Source organism: Lentzea cavernae, from assembly GCF_014653695.1.
Taxonomy (GTDB): domain Bacteria; phylum Actinomycetota; class Actinomycetes; order Mycobacteriales; family Pseudonocardiaceae; genus Lentzea; species Lentzea cavernae.
Genome location: NZ_BNAR01000009.1, coordinates 327,201 through 350,861 on the forward strand (window position 1 = coordinate 327,201; position 23,661 = coordinate 350,861).

Annotated in this window: 25 protein-coding genes; 16 read left to right on the forward strand and 9 right to left on the reverse strand. The window is 69.4% G+C overall.

What is annotated here, in order from left to right:
• The first annotated feature begins 1 nt into the window (after position 1).
• Positions 2–346 (forward strand): hypothetical protein, encoded by a 345-nt coding sequence (locus tag IE307_RS28750; RefSeq protein WP_191302480.1) that lies wholly within the window; start codon positions 2–4, stop codon positions 344–346.
• Here the strand turns inward: IE307_RS28750 and IE307_RS28755 are convergent.
• Positions 330–983, reverse strand: coding sequence for an HNH endonuclease family protein (locus tag IE307_RS28755; RefSeq protein ID WP_191302481.1), 654 nt, complete (start codon positions 981–983; stop codon positions 330–332). The genes IE307_RS28750 and IE307_RS28755 overlap by 17 nt on opposite strands.
• Positions 984–1,128: 145 nt before the next feature.
• On the opposite strand from IE307_RS28755, the gene IE307_RS28760 reads away from it, so the two are divergent.
• Positions 1,129–1,959 (forward strand): endo alpha-1,4 polygalactosaminidase, encoded by an 831-nt coding sequence (locus tag IE307_RS28760; RefSeq protein WP_191302482.1) that lies wholly within the window; start codon positions 1,129–1,131, stop codon positions 1,957–1,959.
• Here IE307_RS28760 and IE307_RS28765 read toward each other — a convergent pair.
• Both IE307_RS28765 and IE307_RS28770 read right to left on the reverse strand, forming a co-directional pair.
• On the reverse strand, positions 1,932–2,672 hold the full coding sequence (locus tag IE307_RS28765) for an SRPBCC family protein (RefSeq protein ID WP_191302483.1): 741 nt from the start codon (positions 2,670–2,672) through the stop codon (positions 1,932–1,934). The genes IE307_RS28760 and IE307_RS28765 overlap by 28 nt on opposite strands.
• The gene (locus tag IE307_RS28770) at positions 2,669–3,268 is read right to left on the reverse strand and encodes an ArsR/SmtB family transcription factor (RefSeq protein ID WP_191302484.1); all 600 of its coding nucleotides are present in this window, start codon (positions 3,266–3,268) and stop codon (positions 2,669–2,671) included. The genes IE307_RS28765 and IE307_RS28770 overlap by 4 nt, the downstream gene beginning before the upstream one ends.
• A 145-nt stretch (positions 3,269–3,413) precedes the next feature.
• Between IE307_RS28770 and IE307_RS28775 the strand changes: the two genes are divergently transcribed.
• Complete coding sequence (locus tag IE307_RS28775) at positions 3,414–3,587, forward strand: hypothetical protein (RefSeq protein ID WP_191302485.1); 174 nt, start codon at positions 3,414–3,416, stop codon at positions 3,585–3,587.
• Here the strand turns inward: IE307_RS28775 and IE307_RS28780 are convergent.
• The 3 genes from IE307_RS28780 to IE307_RS28790 form a co-directional block, all read right to left on the reverse strand.
• On the reverse strand, positions 3,569–4,528 hold the full coding sequence (locus tag IE307_RS28780) for a TIGR03617 family F420-dependent LLM class oxidoreductase (RefSeq protein WP_191302486.1): 960 nt from the start codon (positions 4,526–4,528) through the stop codon (positions 3,569–3,571). The genes IE307_RS28775 and IE307_RS28780 overlap by 19 nt on opposite strands.
• Positions 4,529–4,546: 18 nt before the next feature.
• Complete coding sequence (locus IE307_RS28785) at positions 4,547–5,251, reverse strand: excalibur calcium-binding domain-containing protein (protein WP_229905148.1); 705 nt, start codon at positions 5,249–5,251, stop codon at positions 4,547–4,549.
• 118 nt (positions 5,252–5,369) lie between these two features.
• Positions 5,370–5,822 (reverse strand): DUF4442 domain-containing protein, encoded by a 453-nt coding sequence (locus IE307_RS28790; RefSeq protein WP_191302488.1) that lies wholly within the window; start codon positions 5,820–5,822, stop codon positions 5,370–5,372.
• A 175-nt stretch (positions 5,823–5,997) separates the two neighbouring features.
• Here IE307_RS28790 and IE307_RS28795 point away from each other — a divergent pair, with 175 nt between their 5' ends.
• A complete protein-coding gene (locus IE307_RS28795) occupies positions 5,998–6,525 on the forward strand; it encodes a MarR family winged helix-turn-helix transcriptional regulator (protein WP_191302489.1) in 528 nt (175 codons plus the stop codon).
• 2 nt (positions 6,526–6,527) lie between these two features.
• On the forward strand, positions 6,528–8,162 hold the full coding sequence (locus IE307_RS28800; protein WP_191302490.1) for an MDR family MFS transporter: 1,635 nt from the start codon (positions 6,528–6,530) through the stop codon (positions 8,160–8,162).
• A 61-nt stretch (positions 8,163–8,223) separates the two neighbouring features.
• On the opposite strand, the gene IE307_RS28805 is transcribed toward IE307_RS28800, so the two are convergent.
• Positions 8,224–8,730 (reverse strand): inorganic diphosphatase, encoded by a 507-nt coding sequence (locus tag IE307_RS28805; protein ID WP_089908272.1) that lies wholly within the window; start codon positions 8,728–8,730, stop codon positions 8,224–8,226.
• Positions 8,731–9,175: 445 nt separating this feature from the next.
• On the opposite strand from IE307_RS28805, the gene dacB reads away from it, so the two are divergent.
• From dacB to hpt, 4 genes are read left to right on the forward strand one after another with little or no spacing between them, the layout of a single operon-like run.
• On the forward strand, positions 9,176–10,948 hold the full coding sequence (gene dacB / locus IE307_RS28810) for a D-alanyl-D-alanine carboxypeptidase/D-alanyl-D-alanine endopeptidase (RefSeq protein ID WP_191302491.1): 1,773 nt from the start codon (positions 9,176–9,178) through the stop codon (positions 10,946–10,948).
• 28 nt (positions 10,949–10,976) lie between these two features.
• Positions 10,977–12,020 (forward strand): Rv3626c family coenzyme F420 biosynthesis-associated protein, encoded by a 1,044-nt coding sequence (locus IE307_RS28815; protein WP_191302492.1) that lies wholly within the window; start codon positions 10,977–10,979, stop codon positions 12,018–12,020.
• Entirely contained in the window at positions 12,017–12,928 is a 912-nt protein-coding gene (tilS, locus tag IE307_RS28820; protein ID WP_191302493.1) for a tRNA lysidine(34) synthetase TilS, read from the forward strand. Before IE307_RS28815 ends, tilS begins: the two co-directional genes overlap by 4 nt.
• Positions 12,929–12,945: 17 nt before the next feature.
• Positions 12,946–13,494: a hypoxanthine phosphoribosyltransferase gene (gene hpt / locus IE307_RS28825; protein WP_030477529.1), complete on the forward strand. Its 549-nt coding sequence runs from the start codon at positions 12,946–12,948 to the stop codon at positions 13,492–13,494.
• Between the two features lie 845 nt (positions 13,495–14,339).
• Here the strand turns inward: hpt and IE307_RS28830 are convergent.
• Positions 14,340–15,998: a substrate-binding domain-containing protein gene (locus IE307_RS28830; RefSeq protein WP_229905150.1), complete on the reverse strand. Its 1,659-nt coding sequence runs from the start codon at positions 15,996–15,998 to the stop codon at positions 14,340–14,342.
• Between the two features lie 366 nt (positions 15,999–16,364).
• Between IE307_RS28830 and ftsH the strand changes: the two genes are divergently transcribed.
• Genes ftsH through IE307_RS28865 form a run of 7 tightly spaced genes read left to right on the forward strand, consistent with a single transcriptional unit; the run spans position 16,365 to position 22,909 of the window.
• On the forward strand, positions 16,365–18,557 hold the full coding sequence (gene ftsH, locus IE307_RS28835) for an ATP-dependent zinc metalloprotease FtsH (RefSeq protein ID WP_191302495.1): 2,193 nt from the start codon (positions 16,365–16,367) through the stop codon (positions 18,555–18,557).
• Entirely contained in the window at positions 18,554–19,201 is a 648-nt protein-coding gene (gene folE / locus IE307_RS28840; RefSeq protein ID WP_191302496.1) for a GTP cyclohydrolase I FolE, read from the forward strand. Before ftsH ends, folE begins: the two co-directional genes overlap by 4 nt.
• Positions 19,202–19,233: 32 nt before the next feature.
• Positions 19,234–20,019 carry a dihydropteroate synthase gene (gene folP, locus IE307_RS28845; protein ID WP_191302557.1) on the forward strand — a complete coding sequence of 262 codons (786 nt, stop codon included), beginning with the start codon at positions 19,234–19,236 and terminating at the stop codon, positions 20,017–20,019.
• Positions 20,012–20,404 (forward strand): dihydroneopterin aldolase, encoded by a 393-nt coding sequence (gene folB, locus IE307_RS28850; RefSeq protein WP_191302497.1) that lies wholly within the window; start codon positions 20,012–20,014, stop codon positions 20,402–20,404. Before folP ends, folB begins: the two co-directional genes overlap by 8 nt.
• On the forward strand, positions 20,401–20,895 hold the full coding sequence (gene folK / locus IE307_RS28855; RefSeq protein ID WP_191302498.1) for a 2-amino-4-hydroxy-6-hydroxymethyldihydropteridine diphosphokinase: 495 nt from the start codon (positions 20,401–20,403) through the stop codon (positions 20,893–20,895). Before folB ends, folK begins: the two co-directional genes overlap by 4 nt.
• Positions 20,892–21,344, forward strand: coding sequence for a DUF3180 domain-containing protein (locus tag IE307_RS28860; protein WP_191302499.1), 453 nt, complete (start codon positions 20,892–20,894; stop codon positions 21,342–21,344). The genes folK and IE307_RS28860 overlap by 4 nt, the downstream gene beginning before the upstream one ends.
• A gap of 50 nt (positions 21,345–21,394) precedes the next feature.
• The gene (locus IE307_RS28865) at positions 21,395–22,909 is read left to right on the forward strand and encodes a DUF6779 domain-containing protein (RefSeq protein ID WP_191302500.1); all 1,515 of its coding nucleotides are present in this window, start codon (positions 21,395–21,397) and stop codon (positions 22,907–22,909) included.
• Positions 22,910–23,033: 124 nt separating this feature from the next.
• Here IE307_RS28865 and IE307_RS28870 read toward each other — a convergent pair whose 3' ends face one another.
• Complete coding sequence (locus IE307_RS28870; protein WP_191302501.1) at positions 23,034–23,510, reverse strand: EF-hand domain-containing protein; 477 nt, start codon at positions 23,508–23,510, stop codon at positions 23,034–23,036.
• Positions 23,511–23,661 lie beyond the last annotated feature (151 nt).

Below are 23,661 nucleotides of genomic sequence, written 5' to 3' on the forward strand. Positions count from 1 at the left end.
CATGGCTGTGATGCACGTGAGGAACGGCTCTTCGAAGTGGCTCGTCGTCTGGCTGGAGCCGCACGGTGAGGACCGCTGGCTCGAGCGCGGCGAGATGTTGTGCATCCGCACGGACAACAACGGCGTAAAACTCGCATTCGACGTCGAGTACCACGCGAACGACGAAGAGCGCGCCGACGGCATCGAGAACGTGACCGTCTACGCCGAGAACTGTTCGTATGACGTCGACGTCACCGACGAAGAGGGCAATCCCGTCGAATGCGGCCACAAGCGTCCGGAGGAGATCGACCGGAAGTGGGCCGCACGACGGGCAGCAGCGGAGGAAGAGCTCATCCGCACGTCGTGAGCGCCTGCTCCAGAGCCGACCGTTCCGCCCCCGCCACCGAAAGCCCGTAAGCCGCCTTGACGGTCACATAGATCCGCCCGTAAGAACACGCATACCCGGCATTGGGCGGCATCCACTCATCCGGCGTCTTGTCGCTCTTCGACTGGTTGACCTTCCCGGACACCGCCACGAGGTTGCGCAGGTCGTTGGCCGCGGCCAGGCGCTGCTCGGGAGTCCACGCGGCGGCGCCGCTGCGCCACATCTCGGCCAACGGCACCACGTGGTCGATCTGGATCTTCGACACGCCGGTGACCTGGGTGGCGGTGTAGGGGTCGTCCAGGGTGCCGGACTGGACGCCGCAGCGGCCCGGTTTGCGTTCGACGGCGGTGAGGTCGCGGGCCAGGACCTGGCTGCGCTGGTCGCAGCCGTCGCCGTCGGTGTCGAACCACGGCTGGCCGAAGACGCAGGCCTTGCCGTTCGAGCAGTCGCGGACGTAGCCGTCGAGACGGCCTGGTGTGGCCACGGGTAGTGCCGCGAGAGAGGTGCGCGCGGCAACGGCGTCGAGGGTGCCCGTCGGTACCCGGTCCACCTGTGGGGCGGAGGACAGGGGTATCGCGGAACAGCCGGTCAGCAGGATGATCAGCAGCAACCACCGCATGGTCAGGATGTACCCGCACGGGCACTGGTGATGGCCGCCCAACGGCGTAATTCGGGCGTCCTGGCGCCGCCACGAACGGCCTCACGCCGGTGCGACACTTGGTGTAGCAGGCTGTTCGCTCGCCCGACTCGAAGGTCGTCCACACGTGGATCTCAGCACCCTGATGAAGTCCGTTGCGGCCGTTGCCGTTCTGCTGGTCGCGGCGTGCTCCGGCGGGCCGGACCTGCCGCCGCGGGAGAAGCCGCCTGCCGGGGGACAGCTCGACTACCAGCTCGGTGGCGCCTACCAGCCCGACGTGCCGGTCAAGATCGTCGTGCGGGACCGGAGCAAGATCGTCGACGGCCGGCGGTACAACATCTGTTACCTCAACGCTTTGCAGACGCAGCCGGACAAGGCGCAGGGCGGGCTCGACTGGTGGCGCGCGCACCACGACGACCTGCTGGTGAAGAAGGCCGACGGTCAGGTGGCGATCGACCCGGAGTGGGAGGAGGGCATCCTCGACATCTCCACGGGGGAGAAGCGGGCGAGGATCCTCGAGATCCAGAAGCAGTGGATCAAGGACTGCAAGACGTCCATGTTCAAGGGCGTCGAGCCGGACAACCTGGACTCGTACACGCGGGCCGGAGGGGCGTTCGACCTCAACGCCACCAAGGAGTTCATGAAGGCGTTCGTCAGGTACGCGCACGAGCAGGGGCTTGCCGTGGCGCAGAAGAACGCCGCCGAGCTGGGTACCGCGGGCAAGAGGGAGATCGGCTTCGACTTCGCCATCACCGAGGACTGCGAGGCCCAGGACGAGTGCGGGTCCTACGCGGAGGCGTTCGGCAACGACTTCTTCCAGATCGAGTACACCGACGACGGGTTCCGCAAGTCCTGCGCCGATCGCGGCGGACGGGTGTCGGTGATCCGCCGCGACCGGAACGTCGTGCCGTACGGGCACGAGGACTACGTCTACGAGGTCTGCCCGCCGAACGTCTGAGTCAGGAACGCCTGCCACTTCTCGGTCTCGCCCGTCGCGTCGCCGAAGACGTGGTGCCCCACGGCGTTGGTGCCGTGGAACCGGTACAGGCCGTCGGGTCCGCGCACACCGAGGAAGTTGTGCAGGTCGTGGCGGACCACGTAGTCGACGACGCCGTGAATGCCGAACGGCTGGAGCGTCACCTCGTCACCGACCTCGGCGTCAAGAGGGACCCCCAGCGCAGAAAGGAGCACCGGCCAGTTGTCGGCGCCTTCCGGCTGTTCGGGCCACTGGGCGAACACGTACGCGCCGGGCCTGCCCGCGAAGTGCTTCACGTACTCGGCCAGCGTGAACAGGTACATGTCCCAGCCCTTCGACTGCTGGTCGACGAACTCGTCGCCCCAGCCGTCGGCGAGGATCCCGCTGTGCACGAACCGCAGCACGGTCGAGCCGTGCTCGCGGCCCTCGACCAGGTACTCCATCGCGTGGAACGTGCCGTCCTCGCCCTTGTCGCTCTCGTAGGCGAGGCGCTTGCCGGGTTCCCAGGCGGTGATCGTCGAGGACTCCTGGAAGAAGCCCAGGTCGAGCATCATGCGGCCGCCCAGGCGTCCGTCGACGGTGTGCGGGCCCATGAACCACGAGTCGATGCCCGGTCCCGTGGCGATGGCGTCCCAGACCTGCTCCGGGGTTCCGTCGACCTCGACTTTTTTGCTGATCTCGAACTCGTGGGTCACGACTCGTCCTCCTTCAACGCGTTCACGCTCGGGTGCAGGGCGACGACGACTCGGTGCGGACGCCCGCCCTCGGCCTGTTCGTCGTGGTACTTGGCGACCAGCTGCGTCATGAAGCCGGCGAGCTCCTCGGCGAAGGCCGCGCGGTCGGCGGCGTTCGCGAACCGGACCTCGCCGTCCAGCGCGAAGGTCGCGAGCCGCTTCTTCGCCTTGGTCGCGCCCGTGATCAACGTGCCGACGTCGCGCACCAGCCTCGCCGAGACCGCGAGCAGCCACCGCGCGGACAACCGGTCGGGTGCGCGCGCCGGGTCGGGCTGCACGGCCGCGAGCGCCGTCGGGGAGATGACGTAGGACGCGGCGGTCGCCTGCATCAGGCGCTCGTTCACGTTGCCCTTGCGCCGTTCCTCGACGAGCTCCACCAGGCCGTGCTGCTCCAGCGTGCGCAGGTGGTAGTTCACCTTCTGCCTGGGCAGCCCGACCTTCGCGGCGAGCATCGTCGCCGATCCGGGCTCCACCAGCTCCGCGAGCAGCCGCGCTCGCACCGGGTCCAGCGACACCTCGGCCGCGGAAGGATCTTCGATCACCGCCACTTCGAACATGGCGCAAGCGTCACACCGAAAACAAAATTAGTCAAGAACTGAGTTGCTGTCGGTGGCTTTGCTCCACCTGGGTGGCGTTGGAGCCGGTACCGTAAGCGATGTCTCGATTGGTCGTTGCACGTTCGCAACCCTTGAGGAGACAAACATGATCATGATGCTGGTGCTGACGCTGCTGGCGTTGCCGTTCGCCCTGATCGCGGCGAACGTCGGTAGACGCCGGTGGATCCGCAAGCGGGGCGTCGCCAGGGTGCGCGCCGAGCTCGACGGTTTCCACGCCGAGCTCGCACGAGCAGGTCTCAGTCACTTCTCCGGGAGCTGAACCTCTCCTGACGGCGAGATCCGCGTGACGACGTCGCCGTACCGGTCCAGCAGCGCGGCCGTGACGGTCTCGGGGGAGCCGAGGACGCAGAACGCGGCGAGCACCTCGTCCGTGATCAGCTCGCTCATCTCCGCCCACTGCTGCCGCCGCGACATGCGGTGCAGCTCCTCGTGCAGCGCACCCCAGCCGTGCAGTTCCAGCACAGGCTTGTACGCGGGCGTCGACCCGTAGAACGCGATCTGCCGCTTGACGTCGGCGACCTCCGCGTCGTTCGTCGCGGCGAACACAGGCCCGCTGATCTCGAAGCCCTCCAACGTCTTGCCGGCCTTCGCCCGGCCGCGCTCCAGGGCAGGCAGCGTCACCTCGCGCAGGTACCGCTCTGTCGTGAAGTTGTGGCACAGGAAGCCGTCCGCGACCTCGCCCGCCACCTCGGTCATCCGCTCGCCGACGCCCGCGAGGTAGATCGGCGCGGTGCCGTGCGGGTTCGGGCCCGGGTCGAAGAACGGCGTCATCAGCGTGTGCTTGTAGAACTCGCTGCGGAACGCCAGCCGCTCGCCGGTCTCCCACGCGTGCCAGATCGCGCGCACGGCCAGCACGAACTCGCGCATCCGCGCGGCGGGCCTGCTCCACGGCATGGCGAAGCGCTTGGTGATGTGGGCCTCGACCTGCGAGCCGAGCCCGAGGTTGAAGCGGCCGCCCGAGAACAGCTGGAGGTCGTTCGCCGTGGTCGCGACGGTCATGGGGTTGCGCGCGAACGCCACCGCGATCGCCGTGCCGAGCTCGATCCGCTCGGTCGCCGCGGCGGCGCCGGCCAGCGCGAGGAACGGGTCGTGCTTGGTCTCGGCGAGCCAGAACCCGTCGTAGCCCCGGTCCTCCGCCCGCTTCGCGATGGCCCCGGCCTCGCCGGGGGTGTAGTCGACGGCAGCGTTGTCCAGCTTCATGCCGCTGAGGCTATTGGGTCACCGGTAGCCGTACCGGGACTCGCAGGCGACGCCGTTGCGGTTGTCGTCGAGCTCGACGCGGTAGCCGGGCTGGCCCCAGAACAGCGGCGCCTTGCCGGCGCGGCGCACGTCGTCGCAGCTCGCGTAGAAGACGGGCTTCGGCGTGGTGGGCGTCGGCTTCGGCTTGGTGGTGGTGGCCTTCGTGGGCGGCGGTGGCGGGGGAGGAGGCGGAGCGGACGACGTCTCCAGGGTCTCCTTGCCGCCGCACGGCGCACCCCACAGGCCCATCGGAACGCGCTGGGCGGCGCCTTCGGCTTCCTTCTGCGCGGGCGTCGGGGTGCCCGCGGTGCGGCCGGCGCCGTTGCCCAGCGCGAGCAACGCGTAGTCGGTGCCGTCGGCGAGGCTGAGCGCGCCTGTCGTCCTGTCGTAGCGCACCTGCTGGTTGAGCAGCATCGCCTTGGCGAAGCCGCTCGCGGCCTCGGCCCAGCAGGGGCCTGGCTGGGCGAGGCCGCCGACCTCGGCCTTCGACCCGTCGGAGAGCATCACGGCGCGGCCGTCGACGATCGAGGCCACGCTGATGCCCAGCTGGGCGGGCGGAACCGTCGCCGACGCAGACGAGGTCACCGGCACGTCGCCGTCCGGTTTCTCGACGGCGACCGGCCTCGACTGCTGCACCTGCGCGGCACATCCCGCGGTGAGCAGGACCAGCACGACCCCGCCCACAGTTCTCCACCCCGACATAACCCCGAATGGTGCACGTGGGAGGCGGTGTGGCCAAGGTTACGTATTTGGATCGGATCGGTTCACCGCGATGTCGAACCGAAATACGGAGACGCCCAGTTCAGCGTGCGGGCTTCAACGTCCAGACGACGGTCATCTCGCCGGTGGTCACGCCCTCGGCGTTGGTGATCGTGATCGTCACCGGGAACTCGGGCCGCGTGCCCGACTCCAGTTCGGCCAGTACCTCGTCCGCGGAGCGTCCCAGCACGGCCTCCGCGCGCAGCACGCCCATCGCGATCTTCTTGTAGGAGATGTCCGCGCGGACCGCGAGCGGCGTGGCCTTGCCGAGGTGGGCGGAGAACGCGGCCATCACGACGGCGCCGGAAGCCGACTCGCCGAGTCCGAACATCACCGCGGCGTGCGGCCCGCCGATGTGGTTGTGCAGCGCGGGCTGGTCCGGCAGGGACACGACGACGCGACCTGCGGAGACCTCCTCGAACTCGATGCCGGTGGTCTTCACGTACGGGACCGCCTGCTTCATGGCGTCGGCGACGAACGACACGTCTTGGCTCATGGAACCGGATGCTACCGACGAGTAACCCGAACGGCTACCCGTCGGTAACCACTACCCCTCGCGTCCGTACCACTCCGCAGTGGAGTGAGACCTGAAACTCACTTGCAATCCGGTGGACCGGGATGGATGCTTGTACCGAGCAACTAGTTGGGTGATACAAGCAACGAGGTGTCAGATGGTCGATCCGGGCAGGTGCACAGGCTTCGCCGTCGACGTCGATCCCGAGCACGAGCTCGCGGACCGGGTCGGAATGGCGATGGTGCGGCTGAACAAGATGCACGCCCAGATGTCGCACCAGATGGCCAAGCAGGGCATGGACAAGTCCGCCTTCGTGCTCCTCGCGACGCTCTCCGGACTCGGGGAGTGCCGCTCGAGTGCGCTCGCGGAGGCGGTGCTCTCCGACCCCTCCACGGTCAGCAGGCAGGTAGCCGGGCTGGTCAAGGACGGGCTCGTGGAGAGGCACGCTGACCCGGCCGACGGTCGAGCCAGCGTTCTCGCGGTGACAGAGGCGGGACGCACGCTCATCAAGAACCGGCGCCGGCAGCGCAACGAGGCCATCGAGCGGATGTTCGCCGAGTGGCCGGAAGAGGACTACAAGGCTTTCGCGGAGCTCTTCGAGCGATTCGTGCAGGACTACGAGCGCACGGTTCCGGCTTACATGACCGAACGCGGGACGGGGACCCGCGCAGGAGGGGAAGACTAGAAATGTCAACAACAACCGATGCGACACCCACGCCAGGGGTTTCCCTGACGCATCGCCAGATCATGACGATCCTGTCCGGGCTGCTGCTGGGCATGTTCCTCGCGGCGCTGGACCAGATGATCGTCGCCAGCGCCATGAAGACCATCGCCGACCAGCTGCACGGGCAGACGCTGCAGGCGTGGGCGACCACCGCCTACCTGATCACCGCGACCATCACGACCCCGTTGTACGGCAAGCTGTCGGACATCTACGGGCGCAAGCCGATGTACCTCGCGGCGATCTCGCTGTTCCTCGTCGGCTCGCTGCTCTCGGGCATCGCGACGTCGATGTACGAGCTGGCCGCGTTCCGCGCGGTGCAGGGCCTGGGCGCCGGCGGTCTGATGTCGCTCGCCTTCGCGATCATGGCGGACATCATCTCGCCGCGTGAGCGCAGCAAGTACTCCGCCTACTTCATGGCCGTGTTCGGGTCGGCCAGCGTGCTCGGGCCGGTCATCGGCGGCGTGTTCGCCGGTCTCAGCTCGTTCCTCGGCGTCACCGGCTGGCGCTGGGTGTTCCTCGTGAACGTCCCGATCGCGCTGCTCGCCCTGTTCGTCGTGGCCCGCGTGCTGAACATCCCGCACCAGCGGGTGAACCACCGCATCGACTTCGGTGGCGCCATCGCGCTGACCGTCGGCCTGGTGCCGCTGCTGATCGTGGCCGAACAGGGCCGCGAGTGGGGCTGGGCGTCGGCCACCTCGATCGCGATGTACGTGATCGGCGTGCTGGGCCTGGTGGCGTTCGTGTGGGTCGAGAACCGCATGGGCGACGAGGCGATGCTGCCGATGCGCATGTTCCGCAACCACACGTTCTCGCTCGGCAACACGATCAACTTCGTGCTCGGCATCGGCATGTTCGGCGGCATGGTCTCCATCCCGCTGTACCTGCAGATCGTCAAGGGCGTCACGCCGACCACGGCCGGTCTGATGCTGCTGCCGATGACGTTCGGCATCATGTCCGCGACCGCCATCGCCGGCAAGGTCACGTCGTCGACCGGGCGCTACAAGATCTTCCCGATCATCGGCGCCGGACTCATGGCGACCGCGTTGTTCCTGCTCAGCACCATCGGCACGGACACGCCGAGCTGGCTGGTCATGGTCTACATGTTCGTCATGGGCGCGGGCCTCGGCCAGTGCATGCAGACGCTGCTGCTGGCGATCCAGAACGACGCCGAGCCGCGGGACATGGGCGTGGCGACCGCCTCGGCGACGTTCTTCCGCCAGATCGGTGGCACCGTCGGCACCGCGGTGTTCCTGTCGATCCTGTTCAGCACGGTCGGCGACAAGATCGCGAACGGCCTGCGGGCCGCGGCGCAGACCGACGCGTTCAAGGCGGCACTGGGCCAGAACCCGGAGTTCGCGAAGATGCTGCAGGGCGGGGGCGGCGTGGACATCAACAACACCGAGTTCCTCAACGGCCTCGACCCGGTGCTGGCGAAGCCGTTCCTCGACGGGTTCTCCAGCGCGATCGACACGGTCTTCATGACCGGTGGCATCGTGATGATCGCGGCGTTCGTCCTCGTGTGGTTCCTGCGCGAGAAGCCGCTGTCGACCAAGTCGGGCCTGGAGCGCGTCGCGGACGCGGAGGCCCTCGCGGTCTGAGGTCTCGAAAGCATGAAAAAGAGGGAGCTGCTCCGAGCAGCTCCCTCTTTTTCCGCGGGGCCTAGTGGAAGGTCTCGCCCCGGGCCTCGGCGTCCTTCAGGCGCTGGTAGGAGCGCTTGATCTCGGCCTCGGCCTCGGTGCGGCCCACCCAGGACGCGCCCTCGACGCTCTTGCCCGGCTCCAGGTCCTTGTAGACCTCGAAGAAGTGCTGGATCTCCAGGCGGTCGAACTCCGCCAGGTGGTGGATGTCGCGCAGGTGCTCGTGGCGCGGGTCGTTGGCCGGGACGCACAGAACCTTGTCGTCGCCGCCCTTCTCGTCCGTCATGCGGAACATGCCGATCGCACGAGCGGCGATCAGGCAGCCCGGGAACGTCGGTTCCTGGACGAGGACGAGGGCGTCCAGGGGGTCGCCGTCCTCACCCAGGGTGTTCTCGATGAACCCGTAGTCGGCCGGGTACTGCGTCGACGTGAACAACGTGCGGTCGAGGCGGATGCGGCCACTCTTGTGGTCCACCTCGTACTTGTTGCGCACGCCCTTGGGGATCTCGATCAGGACGTCGAATTCCACTGGTCCTCGCTCATGTAGCCCATTCGTGATGCCCACTAGTGTGGACCACGACGCCTTGTCAACCCTCATCGGAGCGGTGGTTGGTGGGTGTGAGATTGCCCGTACCGAACTGTCGGAGGCCGCTTTGCCGGACGACCCCCAGTGGCCCACCCAGGACGACGACATCGATTCAGATGCCGCCCGTTCCGAGCCGACTGTGCAGGTCAGCCGCCCGTCCGTGGACCAGCCGACGATGCGGTTCCCCCTGGCCGCCGTTCTGGCCGCACCGTCCACTCAGGAGCCGCTGCGGTCGTCGCCCGTCCGTTCCGCTCCGAACGGCTCCCAGTCCGGTCCGGGTGCCCCCGGTGGACCTTCGACCGCCTCCGGAGGGTCTTCCGGTGGTGGCGCCGGTGGGAAGTCTCACGGTCCGATTGGTCCGGATGTCGGCCAACCCCGGGCCCTCCCGGTGCGCGTCGAGCCGAAGGGCGACCAGCGGACGACGGAGCTCTCGGTCCCGAACGCCAAGACGGCGCGGGTCGACCAGCTGCCGAACTCCGAGGCGTCGTGGTTCGACCAGGCGGTCAGGCCGGAGCAGCAGGGCCGGCAGGCCCAGCGCCCGGAGCCGACCAAGCGCGTCGACCAGCTCCAGGGACAGGCGTCCCAGCGTCAGGAGCCGCCGCGTCAGGAGCCACAACGCCAGGAGCCGCAGCGTCAGGAGCCACAACGCCAGGAGCCGCAGCGCCAGGAGAGCCCGCGTCAGGAGGCTCCGCGTCCTGAGCAGCCCCGTCCCGTGCCGCCTCCCCGGCAGGAGCCCCGGGACCTCCCCGTCACGGGCTACGACGAGGAACCCGAGGACCGCCTCACCACCGACGAGCCGAAGAAGAGCCGCAAGCCGCTCGTCGTGGTCCTGAGCCTGCTGGTCGTCGCGGCCCTCGCCGGCGCCACCGTCTACGCGGTCAACGAGTTCGGCGGCACGAAGGCGATCGAGACCAGGCCCCCGGCCCCGCCGGCCGTCGTCCAGCCGCTGGTCAAGGCCGCGACCGCGGGTGGTCCCGCGCCGACGCCCGCGGGCGTGCAGCAGGCGCTCGCCGGGCCGTCGGGCAACGGCGCGCTGGGCACGCTCACCGGCAGCGTCATCGACCCGGCCAGCGGCGCCGCGCTGTGGCAGCGGGGCGACACCACGCCCGCGACCCCGGCGTCGAGCCTCAAGATCCTCACGGCCGCCGCGGCCCTGCTGAGCCTCGAGAAGACCGACCAGCTCAGCACCAAGGTCGTCCAGGGCGCGGAGCCCGGCACCGTGGTGATCGTCGGCGGTGGCGACCCGACGATCTCCGGCGCGCCCGGCAGGTCGGTCTACCCCGGCGCCGCGACGCTCGACGACCTGGCCGGCCAGGTCAAGGCCAAGGGGCCGGTCACGAAGGTCCAGTTCGACCTGAGCCGCTACACCGGCGAGGCGCTCGGGCCGCAGTGGGAGTCGGTCGACATCGCCGGCGGCTCGGTCGCGCCGATCGTGCCGTTCATGCTCGACGGCGGGCGGATCGACCAGACCAACGTCAACGGCGCGCGCACCGGCAGCCCGGCCCAGGCGGCGGCGGACGCGTTCGCGCAGCGCGTCGGCGCCTCTGCGGCCACGGCGGGTGCGGCCCCGCAGGGCGCCCAGGTGCTCGGCGAGATCAAGTCGGCGCCGATCGAGCAGCTCGTCGACAACATGATGCAGATCTCGGACAACGTCCTGACCGAGGCGATCGCGCGCGAGATCGCGATCAAGACGGGCAACGAGGCGTCGTTCGCGGGCGGTGTGAAGGCCGTGCGGGACGTGCTGACCAAGAACGGGTTCGACCTCACCTCGGCGACCTTCGTGGACGGCAGCGGCTTGTCCGCGACGAACAAGATCCCGGCCAAGCTGCTCACCGACGTGCTCACCGCGGCCGCCAAGCCCACGCTCGACGACCCGCGCACCGCGAAGCTGCGGCCGTTGCTGACGGCTCTGCCGGTCGCGGGCGGCAGCGGCACCCTGGCCGGTCGCTACACCGGCACCGCGGCGCCGGGCAAGGGCTGGGTGCGGGCCAAGACGGGCACGCTCACCGGCGTCAACGCGCTCGCCGGCGTGGTCGTCGACGTGGACGGGCGGGTGCTCGTGTTCTCGTTCATGTCGGCCAGCCCGCGCAACCCGGAGACCGAGGTGCGGCCCGCGCTGGACGTGATGGCCGCTGCGTTGCGGGGTTGTGGCTGTTCGTAGCGGGCCGTGCGCAGGTAGCGTCGGAACGGTGAACGGCGCGACGGAGGCAGAGCTCGGCCCGGTGGACTGGGAGCTGGCGGTTTCGACCGCCACGCGGCTCGTCCGGCCGGGCCCCGTGATCGGCAAGGACGAGGCGGACCACGTCGTCGGCAGACTTCGCGAACTGGCCCCGCAGGCCGAGGTGCACGTCCGCGAGCTGACCACGCTCGGTCAGGGGCTGCCGCTGCTGCCGGGTGAGGTCGTCGACCGCCCCGCGTGGGTCGCGGCCGCCGCACAGGGGCTCGCCGCGCTCACAGGGCCCGCGATGCCGCGCCAGACAGGTCCGATGGCGGGTCTTTTGGCGAGCACGGCCGGTGTGCAGGCGGGCGTCGTGATGGCGTTCCTGTCCTCGCGGGTGCTCGGCCAGTACGACCCGTTCAGCCCCAGCGACCAGCTCGCCGGGCGGTTGCTGCTGGTCGCGCCGAACATCGTTGGCGCGCAACAGGCCCTGGACGTGCCGGACGACGACTTCCGGATGTGGGTGTGCCTGCACGAGTGCACGCACCGCCTGCAGTTCACCGGCGTGCCGTGGCTGCGCAGGTACTTCTCCGACCAGGTCACCGCACTGCTGTCCTCAATGGACGAAGAGCGCGCGCCGCTGTCCGACGTGATCCGCGACTTCCGCAACAAGCTGCGCGCGGGCGACGGCCCGATGAGCCTGATCGACCTCATCCAGTCGCCCCCGCAGAAGGCGGTGCTGGACCGGCTGATCGCACTGTCCACTTTGCTCGAAGGCCACGCCGACCACGTCATGGACGCCGTCGGTCCCTCGGTCGTGCCGTCCGTCTCGACGATCCGCACCCGCTTCAGCGCGCGGCGCAAGGGCGGCGGCCTGCTCGACCGGATCCTGCGCACGGTGCTCGGCGTCGAGGCGAAGGTGCGCCAGTACGAGGAGGGCGCGGAGTTCACGTCGTACGTCGTGGAACGCGTCGGCATGGACGGCTTCAACGCGATCTGGACGTCCGCCGACACCCTGCCGACCCGTGCCGAGATCGCCGAGCCGATGAGCTGGCTGCGCCGCGTGTCGCCGTGAACGGACCGGTCGCCGAGATCCGCACGGCGGTCCGCCGGTTCCTGGACGCGGTGCGACCGGAGGCGGTGACCGTCGCCGTCTCCGGCGGCGCCGACTCCCTCGCGCTGGCCGCCTGCGTCGGAGGGCTGCTGCCCGGCGCGTCGGCCGTCGTCGTCGACCACCAGCTGCAGCCGGGTTCCGCCGACGTGGCCCTGCGGGCCGCCGGGCAATGCTCCGCGTTCGGTCTCGTGGCGCGCGTGGAGCCCGTCGTGGTCACGGGTCCCGGTGGCCCCGAGGCCGCCGCCCGCAACGCCCGCTACGAGGCCCTGAGACCCGCGGCGGGCGTCGTGCTGCTCGGCCACACGCTGGACGACCAGGCCGAGACCGTGCTGCTGGGACTGGGCCGCGGCTCCGGGGCCCGCTCGATCGCCGGGATGCGCGTGTTCGACGCGCCGTGGGGCCGGCCGCTGCTGGGCGTGTCGCGCGCGGTCACCCGTGCCGCGTGCGAGGAGCAGGGCATCGAGGTGTGGGAGGACCCGCACAACACCGACCCGTCGTTCACGCGCGTGCGGCTTCGGAGCGAGGTCCTGCCGTTGCTCGAATCCGTGCTGCAGGGCGGCGTCGCATCCTCGTTGGCGCGCACGGCGGCCCAGCTGCGCGAGGACTGTGACGCACTCGACTCCCTCGCGGAGGCCTTCGCCGGCGACTGCTGTGCCGTCGACGACATCTCCGAGCTGCCCGCCGCTTTGAGGCGCAGAGTGGTCAGAGCGTGGCTCATCGACGAGGGCGTGCCCGAACTGTCCGATTCTCACCTGCGACGTGTTGACGCACTGGTGAGTGAATGGCGCGGTCAGGGCGGTGTCTGGCTACCTGGCGGCTTTGTCGTGCGGCGCGCGCATGGCAGGCTCGTTGTGGAACCACAGTCTTAAGCAGAGGGGACCTGTCCGTGTACGACGGCGACATCGCATCCGTGCTCATCACCGAGCAGGAGATCAGCGACAAGGTCACCGAACTCGCCAAGCAGGTCGCGGCTGATCACCCAGAAGGTGACTCCGACCTCGTGCTGATCACTGTGCTCAAGGGCGCCGTGATGTTCATGGCCGACCTCGCCCGTGCGCTGCCCGTTCCGGTGCAGCTCGAATTCATGGCCGTTTCGTCCTACGGGTCGTCCACGTCGTCCTCCGGCGTGGTGCGCATCCTCAAGGACCTGGACCGCGACATCGCCGACCGCAACGTGGTGATCGTCGAGGACATCATCGACTCCGGACTCACGCTGTCGTGGCTGCTGAAGAACCTGCAGTCGCGCAAGCCCCGGTCGCTGCAGGTGTGCACGTTGCTGCGCAAGCCTGACGCGGTGAAGGTCGAGGTGCCGGTGAAGTACGTCGGGTTCGACATCCCCAACGAGTTCGTCGTGGGGTACGGGCTGGATTATGCGGAGCGGTACCGGGATCTGCCCTACATCGGCACGTTGGACCCGAAGGTCTATTCGAGCTGAGATTTGCGTTGGAGCGGGGGCGTTGCCACTTCGTGGCGGCGCCCCTGTTTGCGTGGGGTCGACTTTGCGTGTTGGTGGCGGTTCCAGCGGGGTTGGTCGCGTTCCTGGGGCCGGGTCGCCTTGCGAGGACGGGCGCGCGGGTCGGGACGAATCAAGGGCTGGCGATTGGGGCTTGACCTCGAGCCTCTGGCGAGGCGCTGAGACGACCGGAAAAGCCGGGCTGAAAAGCGCCCGGCCGTGCCCGATGAGGGGTAGCACCTCGCCCCTCAAGGTCAAGCCCCAATCGCAGGAGCGGGGTGCACCGCTGCCCAGTCGGCAGCAGGTTCGGACGGCTCGCTGCGCATCGCCACGCCAGGTTTCGTCCGAGGTTGCCTTTGCGTTGTCGGCTGACCGGTTGGCACCGCGCGGGTGGGTTTGCGGTGGTCGGTGCCGGTTCCAGCGCGGTTGGTCGCGTTCCTGGGGCCGGGTCGCCTTGCGAGGACGGGCGCGCAGGTCGTGACGAATCAAGGGCTGGCGATTGGGGCTTGACCTCGAGCCTCTGGCGGGATGCTGAGACGGCCGGAAAAGGCCGGGCTGAAAAGCGCCCGGCCGTGCCCGAGAGGGAAGCATCCCGCCCACTCAAGGTAAAGCCCCAATCGCAGGAGCGGGGTGCACCGCTGCCCGGAGCTTTCAGTTCGGACGGCTCGCTGCGCATCGCCACGCCAGGTTTCGTACGAGGTTGCCTTTGCGTTGTCGGCTGTCCGGTTGGCACCGCGCGGGTCGGTTTGTTGCGGCTGGCGCCGGTTCAAGGCGAAAGAAAACGCCGGGCCTCCCACGGGAAGCCCGGCGTTGTGAAAAGCGAGGAATCAGCAGTTCGGGCGGCACCGCCGCTGTGACACGGCGTCGAGCAGCACGCCGCGGATGTCCTCCGGGTTCTTGGCCTGGTAGGCCTTGCCCCCGGTGGCCGCGGAGATCGCGCGCAGGGCGTCCATGTCCACCTCGTCGCCCAGGCCGACCATGATGATCGGGACGGGCTTCGCGGGGTCGGACTCGCGCTTCAGGGTTTCGATCAGGGCGCCGGTGTCGATCGACGAGATGTCGTCGTTGCGGCCGTCGGTCATGAGGACCACGGAGTTCACCTTGGCCGCGTCGTAGCCCTGCAGGACGTGGCGGAACGCCGCCAGGGTGGTGTCGTTCAGGGCCGTGCCGCCGCCCACCAGGCCTGGGAGTTGTGAGGCTCCTGCTTCCAGGCGCTTGCGGCGGGTGACGCCTGCGAGCGGTTCGCCCAACGGGCCGATCGGGACCAGTTCGATCCAGTCGTTCGGGGGCTTCTTGTCGGTCGAGAAGGCCCAGAGGCCGATGGCCGTGGTGTCCGGGAGCATCGAGAGGGCGGTCATGGAGGCCTCGGTGGCGGACTCGACGCGGGTCTTGCCGTTGCCGCTCTTCTCGATCATCGAGCCGGAGACGTCGATGACGGTCAGCATGCGCATGTCGAGGCTGATGGCGCCCCAGGTGCGCAGCAGTTCGGAGACCTGGTCGGCGTTGGGGGTCTCGATCAGCTTGACGTCGCCCGCCTGGACGCCTTCCACGTCGGTCGACCACTTGGCGGGGGCGGCGCCGTTCACGGTGCGGAAGCCTGCCTCGCCGAAGCGTTTGGAGGTCTCGCCGGAGCGGAGGACCTTCTCGAACTCCGCCGCGGCGTCGCCGATGCCCTCGGGTTCGTTGGGGCGGGAGACGCGGACGAGCGGGTAGTCGAAGGAGAGCGTGCCCTCCTTGGGCGGGGCGCCCAGGACGGCGTTGTCCTTCGCCGAGCGGTTGTTCGACACGACGGACTGCTCGGTCGCGGCGAACAGCGGTGCCTTCTCGGCGTCCGTGGTGACCTTGCCGAACGAGTCGCGGACCGACGGGACGGCGCTGCGGCCCACGCGGAGCAGGGTGCCGACCAGTTCGGGCTTGGGCGTTCCGTCCGCGTTGCCGAGCAGGGTGCGGATCACGAACAGCGAGGCGAGGCCCTCCGAGGTCATCGTCGGGTCGCTCATCGAGATCTGGACCCGCGGGTCGACGACCTTCGCCCAGGACACGGGCGTGACCGGGAAGCCGATCTTCGACATCGCCTGCGAGGAGCCGGCCATCACCAGCGGGCTGGACGCCAGCGAGGGCTTGATGTCCAGCTTCGGGGCCTCGGGGCCGGTCTCGGCGGCCTGGCGCTGGGCCTCGGCCGCCCACATCGAGGAGTCGGGGATCCAGAGGGAGTGGGGGTTGATCTGCGCGGTGGGGAGTTCGTTGGCCACGTCGGCCGCGTTGCGCGACTCGACCTGGACCTGGACGCACCGGCCGCGCACGACCGGTTGTGACCGTTGGTATTCCTGCGCCGCCGAGTTCACCACGTCGAGCGCGGCGGGGGTGACGGCGACCTTCAACGGCAGTGCGCCTGAGCAGTCGGCGCCGCTGGTGACGCGCAGCGCGACGACCGTGACGCCCGCCGCCGCGACCACCCCGAGCAGGGCGGCCACGGGGAGAGCCACCCGCCGGAACAATCCGGGGGACGTATGACGTGCTGACATACAGTTACTTACCTTCGGTCACGTGTTCACTCTTTCGAGTGGCGGGGGAACACTCGGGGGATGAATGAGGATGACATGTGACCCGCAAACGTACTGAGACGGCGTGACCTGCGTCACTCGTCTGGACGGCGGTATTTGTTCCGCATGAACCAAACTGCGTGAACGTGCGTGGCAGGGGTCACCAGTGGGAACCACAGGTGGGCCTCGCCCGTTGGTTGCTCAGTACCCGGCCAGCGAGCGGTAGGCTGGTCGGACGCGGTATGTGGGTCTTCCACTGCCCGACGCGCAAGTCAGGGAGGGTCGAGGCCGCCCGCCGGCCGTAAGTGCATGGACCGCAAGCGCCTGCTTCGCAACCCGCTGCTGTGGATCGCTGCGGTGTTGCTGCTCTACTTCGTCTTCACCGTGCTCTTCGACGACTCACGGGGTTACCACCAGGTCAAGACCTCCCAAGCACTGCAACAGGTGCGGGACGGCAAGGTCAAGGAAGCCACGCTCGAGGACAAGGAGCAGCGTCTCCGACTCACCCTCACCGACGGCACCACGTTCGAGGGCAGCAACCGCCTGATCACGCAGTTCCCGGCCAGCTCGACGGACGAGATCTTCAACGTCCTCGACCAGGCCAGCAACAAGCCGACCCTCGAGACCAAGGTCAGCCAGGAGTCCATCCTGATGCAGATCTTGATCTACCTCGTGCCGCTCGGCCTGTTGTTGCTGCTGCTCATGTGGATGATGAACAACGCCCAGGGCGGCGGCAACCGCGTCATGAACTTCGGCAAGTCCAAGGCCAAGCAGTTGTCCAAGGACATGCCCAAGACGACCTTCTCCGACGTCGCGGGTGCCGAGGAGGCCGTCGAGGAGCTCGAGGAGATCAAGGACTTCCTCCAGAACCCCGGCCGCTACCAGGCGCTCGGCGCGAAGATCCCGAAGGGCGTGCTGCTGTACGGCCCGCCGGGAACCGGCAAGACGCTGCTCGCCAGGGCCGTCGCCGGTGAGGCGGGCGTGCCGTTCTACTCGATCTCCGGTTCGGACTTCGTCGAGATGTTCGTCGGTGTCGGCGCCTCGCGTGTGCGCGACCTGTTCGAGCAGGCCAAGCAGAACGCGCCGTGCATCATCTTCGTCGACGAGATCGACGCTGTCGGTCGTCACCGCGGCGCCGGCATGGGCGGCGGGCACGACGAGCGCGAGCAGACCCTCAACCAGCTGCTCGTCGAGATGGACGGCTTCGACTCCCGCGGCGGGATCATCCTGATCGCGGCGACGAACCGCCCCGACATCCTCGACCCGGCCCTGCTGCGCCCCGGCCGCTTCGACCGCCAGATCCCGGTGTCCGCACCGGACCTGAAGGGCCGCAAGCAGATCCTGCGCGTGCACTCCAAGGGCAAGCCGCTGGCGGCGGACGCCGACCTCGACGGCCTCGCGAAGCGCACCGTCGGGTTCTCCGGCGCCGACCTCGCGAACGTCATCAACGAGGCCGCGCTGCTCACGGCGCGCCAGAACGGCCACACGATCGACGGTGCCGCTCTGGAGGAGTCGGTGGACCGCGTGATCGGCGGTCCGGCCCGCAAGAGCCGGATCATCTCCGAGAAGGAGAAGAAGATCACCGCGTACCACGAGGCCGGGCACGCCCTGGCCGCGTGGGCGATGCCGGACATCGACCCGGTCTACAAGGTCACGATCCTCGCCCGCGGCCGCACGGGTGGTCACACCCTGTCGGTGCCGGAAGAGGACAAGGACCTGATGACCAGGTCCGAGATGATCGCGCGACTGGTGTTCGCACTGGGTGGCCGTTCCGCCGAGGAGCTCGTCTTCCACGAGCCCACGACGGGTGCGTCCAACGACATCGAGCAGGCGACGAAGATCGCCCGCGCGATGGTCACCGAGTACGGCATGAGCGCGAAGCTCGGCGCCGTGAAGTACGGGCAGGAGCAGGGCGAGCCGTTCCTCGGGCGCTCGGCCGGTCGCCAGTCGGACTACTCGCTGGAGGTCGCGCACGAGATCGACGAGGAGGTGCGCAAGCTCATCGAGGCCGCGCACACCGAGGCGTACGAGGTGCTCGTCACCTACCGCGACGTCCTCGACGACCTCACGCTCGAGCTGATCGACAAGGAGACCCTGCACCAGAAGGACCTGGAGCGGATCTTCGCCCGTGTCGAGAAGCGGCCGCGCATCACCCAGTTCAACGACTTCGGTGACCGCACGCCGTCCGACATCCCGCCGGTCAAGACGCCCGGCGAGCTCGCCAAGGAACGCGGCGAGCCGTGGCCGCCCGTCGTCGAGGACGCGCTCGAGCAGGAGCTGAGGCAGGACGACGAGGCCGCGGCAGCGGAACCGGTCACCGAGCAGCTGCCCTCCCCGAACGGCTCGAACGGCGTGCACCAGCCCGGTCAGCCGTCGAACCAGGCGGGTCCGCCGAACTACGGCGCCCCGCCCGGATGGACCCCGGCGACCGTGCCCGGCGGCAAGCCGCACAACGTCTGGGAGCCGAAGAAGTCGCAACCGGACCAGGACGAGCGGCAGTGACAGAGCAACACCAGCTCGACGGAGACGCCGGCCTCACCCACCACGGGGAGGCCGGCGTCTCCGCGCGGCGGGTCTTCGACCAGAACCGCGCGGAGGCGGCGGTGCGCGAGCTCTTGATCGCGTGCGGTGAGGATCCCGACCGGGAGGGTCTGCGCGAGACACCCGCACGGGTGGCGCGTGCTTACCGGGAGTTGTTCGCCGGTCTCTACACCGACGCGGACAGCGTGCTGGCCAAGACGTTCGACGAGAGCCATGAGGAGCTCGTCCTCGTCACGGACATCCCGATGTTCAGCTTCTGCGAGCACCACCTGCTGCCGTTCCACGGCGTCGCGCACGTCGGGTACATCCCGAACGAGCACGGCCGCGTGACGGGGCTGTCGAAGCTCGCGAGGCTCGTCGACCTCTACTCGAAGCGGCCGCAGGTGCAGGAGCGGCTCACGTCGCAGGTCGCGGACGCGTTGGTGCGCAAGCTGGAACCGCGCGGCGTGATCGTCGTGATGGAGGCCGAACACCTGTGCATGGGCATGCGCGGTGTGCGCAAGCCCGGTTCGCGCACGACGACGTCGGCGGTGCGCGGGTTGTTGCGCACATCCGCGTCGACGCGCGCGGAGGCGATCGAACTGATCCGGGGCCGGACGAGGTGAGCGGGCTGCCTCGTCCCGGCCGCTGTGTCGTGATGGGCGTGCTGAACGTGACGCCCGACTCGTTCTCCGACGGCGGCCGGTACATCGACCGGCGGGACGCGGTGGCGCACGGCGTCGAGCTGTTCAAGCGCGGTGCGGACGTGATCGACGTCGGTGGTGAGTCGACCAGGCCCGGCGCCGAGCGCGTCGAGGCCGCCGAGGAGATCGCGCGCATCGCGCCGGTGATCAGGGCGCTGGTCGACGAGGGCGTGCCGGTCAGCGTGGACACCATGTGGGCCGCCGTCGCCTCGGCGGCGCTGGAGGCCGGCGCGTCGATCGTGAACGACGTGTCCGGTGGCCTCGCCGATCCCGAGATGGCCTCGGTCGTCGCCGCCGCCGGTGTTCCGTACGTGCTGATGCACTGGCGTGGGCACAGCACGGAGATGGACGCGCTGGCGACGTACGACGACGTGGTGACGGACGTGCGCAGCGAGTTGCTGGAGCGCGTCGAGGCGGCGCTGGCCGCCGGTGTCGCGGAGTCGTCGATCGTGCTCGACCCGGGGCTGGGCTTCGCGAAGCTCGGCGACCACAACTGGGAGTTGTTGCAGCGCCTGGACGAACTGGTCGAGCTGGGTTTCCCGGTGCTGGTGGGGGCGTCGCGCAAGCGCTTCCTCGGCACGTTGCTCGGCGGCCGTCCACCGGGCGGCAGGGAGGACGCGACCGCGGCGGTGTCGGCTCTGGCCGCGTTCAACGGGGCGTGGGGTGTGCGGGTGCACGACGTCGACCGGTCGCTGGACGCGGTCGCCGTCGCCGGTGCTTGGAGGCGGGGACGTGGCTGACCGGATCGCGTTGAAGGGTCTGCGAGTGCGCGGCCACCACGGGGTGTTCGAGCACGAGAAGCGCGACGGGCAGGAGTTCGTCGCCGACATCACGCTGTGGCTCGACCTCAGTTCGGCGTCCCGCACGGACGACCTGAAGGAGACGTACCACTACGGCGAGCTCGCCGAGATGGCCGCGGCGATCATCGGCGGCGAGCCGTACGACCTCATCGAGACGGTGGCGGGCAAGATCGCCGACGCCGCGATGGAGGACACACGGCTGCACGCCGTCGAGGTGACGCTGCACAAGCCGTCCGCGCCGATCCCGCTGACGTTCGACGACGTGTCGGTGACGATCCGCCGGTCGCGCCGGCTGGCCGCACCGCGGCCAGGGGAAAAGCCTTGACCCGCGCGGTTCTCTCGATCGGTTCGAACCTCGGCGACCGGTTCGCGTTCCTGCAGTCCGTCGTGGACGGGTTGCGGCCCTTCGTGATCGCCGTTTCGCCGGTGTACGAGACGGCGGCGTGGGGAGTCGAGGACCAGCCGGACTTCTTGAACGCCATCGTGATCGTCGCTTCCGACGAGGTGGACGAGTGGGGCTGGCTGCGGCGCGGCCAGGCGCTCGAGAACGCCGCCGGGCGCGTGCGGGAGAAGCGCTGGGGACCGCGCACGTTGGACGTGGACGTCGTTTCGGTGGACGGGGTGAGTTCGGACCACCCGGAGCTGCTCCTGCCGCATCCTGGGGCGTTTGAGCGTGCAACAGTTCTGATCCCGTGGCTCGACGTCGAGCCGGACGCGGTGCTGCCGGGCCGCGGACCCGTTGCGGGGCTGGAGTTCTCGGCCGACGGCGTGCGGCGGCGCGACGATCTCGTGCTTTCGGGTTGGATGGACGTGTGAGGTTCACCCGTCCCCGCGACCTGGCGGCCGTCGCGATCATCGCCGCGCTGCTGTCCCACCTGCTGCTGCGGCTCACGTACGACACGTTGCCGCCCTTGCCTTTGCTGGCCGGCTCGACGCTGTTCGTCGTCGCGGTCGTGGAGGTCGTGTTCGCGTTCTCCTTGCGGGCCAGGATCCACCGCCGTGCCGGAGCGCGTCCGGTGCAGCCGCTGACGGCCGCCAGGGCCGTCGCGCTGGCGAAGGCGTCGTCGGTTCTGGGCGCTTTGATGTTCGGTGCCTGGACCGGGGTGCTGGTCTTCGTGATCCCCGTCCGCGACTCGTTCCCCGCGGCCTCGAACGACCTGGTGGCAGCGGTTGTCGGAATGATCTCCGCGGTCGCGCTGACGGCCGCGGCGCTGTGGCTCGAACACTGCTGCAGGACACCGGACGAGAGTTCCGGGAACGAATAGATACCCGGCCGTAGGTCTCAGTCACATAACTACGCGGTACCGTAGTGCGCATGACCGGGCGAGGCGCGTCGACCGACGGCGAGCAAGATGATCACGGTCGTGGCTCCGGGCGATTGCTGTTAGTAGCGGCACTGGCGCTCGCCCTCGTGGCCGCGGCCGTGCTCGTGCTGAGCGACAGTGCCCGCATGCTGCGTCTTGCCGTGGTGGCCGCGTTGTGGGCGGCTCTGGTGGGAGCCTTTCTCGCCGCCAAGTACCGCAAACAGGTCACGGAGCGCGACGACGAGGTGGCCGACCTCCAGTCCGTCTACGAGCTGGAACTCGAGCGCGAGGTGGCCGCGCGCCGCGAGTACGAGCTCGAGATCGAGTCGGAGACCCGCAAGCGCATCGAGGAGGAGTCGCGCGCGGACATAGAGGCCCTGCGCGCCGACCTCCACTCGCTGCGCGACAACCTGCAGGCGTTGCTGGGCGGTGACGTCCTCGTCGAACGCGTGGCGCTGCGCGCGGAGTCGACCCGCCTGCGGTCGCTGTCCACGGAGGCGTCGCGGCTCGCCGCCGCCCCTGACAAGCGCATCATCAACGCCACGCCCGCGATCACCGCCTCGGCGTCGGTCGAGAAGCCGTCCGAGCGCACCGAGCTCATCGAGCGCGTCGCCCACGAGGCGAAGGTGCAGCCCCCGCGCCGCGAACCGGTCCGCCCGGAGCCCGTGCGCCCGGAGCCGAGCAGGAACTCACCGCGCCCGCAGCCGGCCGTGGTGCGCCGCGAGCCCGTGAAGGCCGCGAAGCAGGAACCCGTTCCGGCCCGCCCGCAGCCCCGTCCCGGTGCCGCCGCCGCGTCCGTGTCGGCCCGGCTCGGCAACGCCGCCGCTCCGCAGGTGCCGCAGAAGCCGCAGCCGCTGCCGCCCAAGGTGCAGCCGCCGACCGTGAAGGCGACGCCCGTGCAGGCCCAGGTCCACCGCACCGAGCGGGTGCAGAGGCAGCCGCAGCCGCCGGTGCGCGCCGAGGTGCCGGTGCGTCCGGAACAGCCCCCGAAGCCGCCCGTGAAGGCGCCGGAGGTCCGCAAGCCCGAGCCGCAGCGGTCCCGCGTGGCCGAGCGCACCGAGATGATCGACCCGAAGGCGTTGGCGAGCAACGGCCGCCGTCGTGCGGACGACCGGCCTGCCCCCGTCCAGGACAGCGGTTCGTGGGAGACCCTGAAGCCGGACAGCCCGTCCGGCGCGGGATCGACCGGCCGCCGCCGCACCGACGACGCGCCGGCGCGCCGCACCGCCTCGGAGGACTCGCTGGTGTCGCTGCCCCCGGTGGGCCGCCGCTCCGCGTCCGAGCAGTCGTCGGCCAGGCTCCCCGCGGTCTCGCCCAGCCGTCGTTCCCCGGCGGAGGAGGCCCCGGTCTCCGGTCGCCGGGTCGCCGAGGACTCGTCCACGCGCCTGCCCGCGGTGTCCACCGGCCGCCGTGCGGCGCCGGAGGACGCGTCGGGTGCGCACGCGGACGGCAAGTCGGTCAGCGAGCTGCTGGCCTCGCTCGGCGGGGGCGACGCCCCTCGCCGGCGCCGTCGCCGCGACGAGTAGGGGAGTGGCTCAGAACGTCGCTGGGTGACTCGCGCTCCACGGATGCCTGGTGGCACCCCGTGCACCCGTCCGACCGCGACCCCGCCCGGGAACGTTCCGAGCCACACCACCGGCCCTGCCGCGGTCAGACCGCGATCGGGCCGAAGACCCAGTTGCCCCTGACGTTCTCGTCGTCGCTGCGGAAGAACTGCTCGTTGGCGATGTGCAGCTCGTCGCGGCTGAGCGAGCCGTTGCCGTCCAGGTCGAGCCGGTCGAACGCCGCGCTCCCGGCCTCCTCGGGCAGGCGGAAGGCGCTGGCCATCATCCGGACGTACTCGGTCCTGGTGATCCGGCCGTCGCCGTCGACGTCCATCAGGTCGTAGAAGGCGTTCGCGACCGGTGCGATGTGGGTCAGGTAGCCCTCGTCGGCCGTGGTCACGAACCGCTCCATGCCCGTCGAGTACTCGCTGACGTCGACGCGCTCGTCGCCGTCGGAGTCCATCGGGAGCGTGACCGCCTCCCAGAGCGTGTCGTAGCGGTCGCGGACGAGCCGGCATTCAGGTGACCCCGGTGCGAATCCGAACGCCGTGACCAGCCGGTCGGCGGAAGCCGTGTAATCCATTCTGTCAATGGTTCCGTCGTCATCGACATCCAGAAGAGTGAACAGATGTGCCATCTTGCGTCTTTGCAGATCGTTGAGCATGGTGGCGGTTCTTTCCTTCGGGAGAATTGAGCTGGCCGGACGGCACGCTACTCCCGCGCTGTGAACGCTG